Origin of the sequence: Peribacillus sp. CSMR9, from assembly GCF_033141925.1 — a bacterium.
Classification (GTDB): domain Bacteria; phylum Bacillota; class Bacilli; order Bacillales; family DSM-1321; genus Peribacillus; species Peribacillus simplex_A.
This window is the reverse complement of record NZ_JAOPHO010000024.1, coordinates 57,374-63,613: the sequence shown is the minus strand read 5'-3', so window position 1 is coordinate 63,613 and position 6,240 is coordinate 57,374. Positions and strand designations below refer to the sequence as shown.

The window sequence follows — 6,240 nt, the reverse complement described above, 5'->3', positions numbered from 1 at the left end:
CCCCTCCCAGATAGACTGTTAAGAACATTTTATCATGCTCTCTTTTTTACTCTGTCTACCTGTAGGGGATAATACCATTTCAATTGAAGTGAGTCTCTTTCTTTATGAGTGTGTATTGTATTCGGATTTTATTCTAACATGATTAATAGCGTTTAGGGCCTGGAAAAGTGTGAAGGGAAGTGAGTCGCCGAGATTGTGATTTAAAGACGATTATCTTTTCTTTTGTGTATAACTTCATCATTAAATCGCTTTAAATGCGTAATAGGGATATAAGTATATAATTGTAATTTTTACTTTTTTTGTAGTAGGGGGAAATTTTGTATGATATTATGTTAGATGGAAAATCTAGATAATCCTGGAAAAGAGGGGTGCAGATTGGGTGACCAAACTATTGTAAAAACTTAAGGAGCTCGTCTTCATGAAACCTACCGACTCAAAAAGTCTATGGGGAAATACAATTTATTTACAAGTTTTCTCTGCGTATTCACTGCTTATGCTCGGAGTATTTATTGACATGTTAGCCATTATGACCATTGTTGCTTTTGAATGGGAAGTAGACCCTACCATGATTGGATTGATTCCTGTTGCGTATGCACTTCCTGGAATTTTATTTAGTTCATGGGCAGGTGTGATGGCTGATCGCTTTAGAAAAATTCCAATTATGATGTTTTGTAACCTAATGGTTGGTCTATTAACAATTGTTCTTTTATTTGTCCAAAATATTTATTGGCTTTTGTTAGCATTAATGATTCGTTCCATTTTTACCGTTTTCTATTTTCCTGCACAGCAAACACTAACACGACAGATTGTTTCCCCTGATCTGCTTACCAAAGCGGTAAGTATCAATGGGATAGTTGAGCAAGGAACCAAGATAGTGGGTCCACTTATAGGAGGAATGTTACTGAGCTGGTTTCAGCCAGAGTTTTGTCTAATTATAAGGGCAATATGCTGTTTTCTAGCTGCTTTAGTTCTGTTACCCACAATAAGGTTAAAGGAATCTCTGTCAAGAGAACATTTTGAAAAGCAACAGCAAAGTACTTGGACTGCTTGGTTACAAGGTTGGGGTTATGTATTATCCAATCGGATAATTTTATCAACCATGATTTTCGTTACAATAGCTATGGCAGTTTTACAATTAGTGGACTCACAGTTCCCTACTTTATTTAAGAGTTTGTTCCCAAATGATAAGAGTAAAATGGGATACTTCATTTCTATTATTGGTCTTGGGGGAATAATTGGCGCATTCGTAACTCAGAAATTAAAACATTTTCAATATGGTTGGGCAGTATGTGGAGGCATTGCTTTAATGGGAATTGGCTTTGGTGGGATTGCTCTGATAAGCCCCAGTACATCCCTCATTTTTGGCTATCTGATTAGTTTTATCGCTGGTATTGGAAGTGGACTTATGCTTGTGACCAATCAAGTCATTCTGCAAAAAGAATCCCATCAAGAACAGGTCGGAAGAGTATTTGGGATTCAAAGCAGTTTAACAAATGCAGTCCTCATCATTTCTCCTGCTATGAGCGGACCACTGGTTCACTTTTTCGGAGTAACCCAACTCTATTTTTATGTGGGTATTGGGCTCATCATCATTGGAGTAATTGGGGTTTTATTACAAAAATATTTTTGGGTAAACACGAACACATAAGTGTAAATAATCGAAGGGAGGATCTTGTATGTCCAATGAGGAGTGTTACCCTTTTAGTCATCCACAGAGGAGAATATGGTATACAGAAGTTATTTATTCAGGTAAAGGAATATGTAATCTAAAATTCTTGTTCAAGATCAATCGAAAAATGAATTATTCGATATTAAATCGTGCCGTGAATCGTGTCATCAGTGAACATGATGGTCTGCGTATCAGGCTGAAAGAAAATAGGCACCAGGAACCTGAGCAATATTTTGTTAAACATCAAGAACGAGAATTTGACTTCTTCGACTTCAGTTCCGAGAGAGATCCGGATTTGCTGGAAAAATGGATTGAGCAGAAGGCGCAAGAAACGTTTACGTTATTTGATTCTGATTTATACTATTTTGCTTTAATAAAAATAAGCGATAATGAGTGTGCCGTCTTTGGCAATGTTCATCACATTATCATGGATGGTTTATCAATCCAAATTTGGACTAGACAGATTGCTAAATATTATCATGAGTTTCATAGTGAGAAAGATGTGAGCATCCCTAAGAGCTCATATGTTCAGTTTCTAGTCGATGAACAGACGTACTTGAACAGCAGTCGTTTTCAAAAAGATCAAAGCTTCTGGTTAGAGGAATTCAAAACACTTCCATCGGTGACGGGATTGAAACCCTATAATGCTTACCAAGTTAGTACGAGAGCATCACGTGAGTCGTTTATATTATCGGAACATTCGAAGAAAAAGGTAGAGGAATTTTCTGACCATTCCGGATTTAGCATATATACTCTTTTTGTTGCTGCGCTTTCGTTATCGATGTATCGATGGACTTCGTCGCTTGATATTGCCTTGGGAATGGCTTATGGCAATCGTATGACTAAAATGGAGCGGGAATTAATTGGAATGATGGTGAGTACAGTTCCTCTGAGAATGGATATCGATCCTGAGGAAGAAGCACTCTCATTTATTGGTCGAGTGTCGAGAAAACAACGTAAAGCCTTACGACATCAGAAATATCCATTTGATTTGTTATTAAAGCAGATGAATCAAGAGAATAACAATAGTGTTCGACTTTTTGGAACTACGATCGATTATAGAGAGCGTGGTGAAAGTGGTGACTCTCTTTGGATTCCAAATCGTGAAGAAGTGCAAGATTTTGCAGTGCATCTCGAAAACTTGACTGATATAGACTCTTTGCAAGTACATATTGATTATCGTGAAGAATTATTTTCCAAAGAAGAGATAACTCGCTTTTTTAAAACCATGCTAGCATTAATGGAAAACATATATAAAAATCCGAAGCAGAAGGTTGCTGAGATCGAAATCCTTTCAGAGGAGGATAAAAGAAAAAGTTTAGTAGAGTTCAATGATCCTAAGCTTGACTTTCCACCTCAAGCAACCATTCATGAGTTGTTTGAGCAGCAAGCGATGATTCATCCCAATGCCATTGCAGTTATGTATGAAAAGGAGAGGCTTACTTATAGGGAGCTTAATGAACGTGCGAATCAATTAGCTCACTATCTGCAGAAAAAAGGAGTAGGACCCGATTCGTTGGTTGGACTTTGTGTTGAGCGTTCTCCTGACATGGTTGTAGGTATTTTGGGGATTCTGAAGGCTGGTGGAGCTTATGTTCCACTCGATCCAACATATCCAGAGCAGCGACTTCGGTATATTTTAGAGGACGCTGGCATTCAGTTGGTCGTAATGCAAGAAAGTTTAAAAGGATCGAAATGGTTACCAGAGAATATCAAATCGATTTGTCTTGATCGAGATCAATTTGAGATTGAGAAAGAAGGTACTGCTTTACCGATTTCTGATGTCAGTCCCCAACATCTCGCTTACGTGATTTATACTTCAGGGTCAACAGGGAATCCGAAGGGAGTTATGGTAGAGCATCACAATGTAATTCGTTTATTTAAATCAACGGAATGCTGGTATCAGTTTGATGAAAAAGATACTTGGACGCTATTCCATTCTTATGCGTTTGACTTCTCGGTATGGGAAGTTTGGGGGGCATTGCTCTATGGTGGAAGATTGGTCGTTGTTCCTTACTGGATCAGTCGATCGCCCAAGGATTTCTATCAACTGTTATTAGAGGAAGAGGTTACGGTTCTTAATCAGACACCATCCGCATTTCGACAATTGATACAGGTGTGTGAACAAGAAGATGAGAATAAAAACTTGCATCTGCGCTATGTCATATTTGGTGGGGAAGCACTCGATCCTACCAGCTTGCTACCATGGTTTCAAAGATATGGAGAGCAGAAGCCACAGCTAATCAATATGTATGGAATTACAGAAACTACCGTTCATGTTACTTATTATCCAATTACTCAAGATGATGTGCAGCATTCTTCAAAAAGTAATATCGGAAAGCGGATTCCAGATTTAGAAGTGTATGTGCTAGACGCTTGTCAACAGCCTGTGCCTTTTGGCGTAGCTGGCGAACTATATATTGGCGGAGCAGGACTCGCACGTGGGTATTTAAACAGACCCGAATTGACAGCAGAACGTTTCATTCCTCATCTATTCAGTAGTGACCCGGGAGCGCGATTATATCGGTCAGGAGACTTAGCGAGATACTTGCCGGATGGAAGTCTGGATTATCTTGGGAGGATTGATCACCAGGTGAAGATCCGTGGTTTCCGAATTGAACTCGGGGAAATTGAATCTGCTTTAAACGCGCATGCAACCATAAACGAGGCTGTTGTGATCGTTCGAGAAGATCAGCCAGGTGATAAACGATTAGTGGCATATGTCGTGGGTGATGGAAATGTAGGTGCATATAGAGAGTATCTCAAGGCGGAACTACCAAGCTATATGGTTCCTTCAGAATTTGTGATGATCGAAGCCATTCCACTAACTGCGAACGGTAAAGTTGATCGTGAGGCCTTACCTGTACCAGAGGAGAGGGAAATCAAAAGTGAATGTGTTGCCCCCCGGAATGCTAAAGAAGAAACACTGGCTACCATTTGGGAGCAAGTATTAGGGATTAAAAAGGTGGGAATCCATGATAACTTCTTTGAAGTTGGTGGAGACTCGATCCTCAGCATTCAGATCATATCACTAGCGAATCAATTGGGCTTAAAACTTACACCTAAGCAAATGTTTGAACACCAAACGATTGCCGAGTTGGTACAAGTAGTCAAAGAAGATGATCAGGGAGTACAAGCGGAGCAGGGTGCTGTGATGGGAGAGGTACCGCTCACTCCGATTCAGTACTGGTTCTTCGAGCAAGAACATCCGCATCCACAACATTGGAATCAGTCGATGCTTTTGAGAGTAAGAGAGAGATTGAATGTGGAGTTACTAGAGGAAGCCCTATTATACTTACTCAAACATCATGACGCCTTACGTTTCCGATATGGACAGTTGCTCAATGGAACCTGGAAGCAGAGAAATGAGGGGATCGATGAACAGTCTGTACTTCGTGTGATAAAGCGGAACGATGCTGATCAACAAGGGTGGAATCAAGTGATTCAAGATGAGATGGATATCACTCAAGCCAGTTTCAATTTACTTAAAGGTCCGTTGATGAGAATAGTGTACTTCGATGGTGGTTCGAATGGGAACGATCGATTATTCTGGACGATTCATCATTTAGTAGTAGATGGGGTATCATGGCGAATTCTATTGGAAGATTTACAGGCAGTATACAACCAGTTGAAACAAGGTAAGAAGGTTCGGTTACCTGCGAAAAGTACATCCTTTAAAGAATGGTCGGAACGACTACAGGCATACAGTGAGTCAGATATTTCAAAAGAAGTACTAGATTATTGGCATGAACACGTAGCAAAACAAGTGATGACGATTCCGATGGACCATCCTATACAGGAAACGACAGAAGCATCGACTGATCAAGTGACGATGACGTTGGGAGCAGATGAGACCCACGCGTTGTTACATGAAGTTCCTGCGACTTATAAGACTCGGATCAATGAGGTATTATTGACGGCATTAGTACAAGCTATAGCCGACAGTACAAATCAGCATAAGCTTTCTGTTCACATGGAAGGACATGGGAGAGAAGAGATGATCGAAGGTGTTGATCTATCGCGGACAGTGGGTTGGTTCACGAGTATTTACCCGGTTCACTTTGATCTTCAGGGAACAACGACACCTATTGAGGGATTAAAAGCTGTGAAAGATCAATTGCGTCGAATTCCGAATCATGGTGTTGATTATGGTATTTTACGTTACTTGAACAGAGAATTGCTTCCGTTCTATCAGCAGCAAAAACCATCGATAAGCTTTAATTATTTGGGACAATTGGATCAAGTGTTTTCCAAAGAATCCTTGTTCATGCAGGAGACAGGATTTACACGCTTAGACCATGCTCCAGAATCGAAACCATCTCACCCGATTGATGTTGTCGCTATGGTAAAAGATGAAAAGCTACATTTTGTTTGGATGTACAGTAGAGAACAGTTTTCTAGATTGACAATTCAAGAGATGGCAAAGGGCATGTTAAATCAGCTTCGATTGCTGATAAATCCACCAGCTGCAGAGTCTGCTTTTACGGTATCTGACTTTGCTGATGCAGAGGCTCTGACGGAAGAAAGCTTGAGTAAAGTATTACTTAAATTAACAAAGAAGAGGGTGTAAC

At 40.0% G+C, this 6,240-nt stretch carries 2 protein-coding genes; both read left to right on the top strand.

All coding sequences use genetic code 11. The features are described from left to right. Positions 1–418 precede the first annotated feature (418 nt). Entirely contained in the window at positions 419–1,648 is a 1,230-nt protein-coding gene (locus N9I19_RS12950; RefSeq protein ID WP_411730432.1) for an MFS transporter, read from the top strand. Positions 1,649–1,676: 28 nt separating this feature from the next. Further along, positions 1,677–6,239, top strand: coding sequence for a non-ribosomal peptide synthetase (locus N9I19_RS12945; RefSeq protein WP_317778006.1), 4,563 nt, complete (start codon positions 1,677–1,679; stop codon positions 6,237–6,239). Position 6,240: the final 1 nt, after the last annotated feature.

What these genes read in the sequence shown, in the direction of transcription:
- N9I19_RS12945 (WP_317778006.1), top strand. Translation starts at nt 1,677, where the DNA reads ATGTCCAATGAGGAGTGTTACCCTTTTAGTCATCCACAGAGGAGAATA.
- N9I19_RS12950 (WP_411730432.1), top strand. Translation starts at nt 419, where the DNA reads ATGAAACCTACCGACTCAAAAAGTCTATGGGGAAATACAATTTATTTA.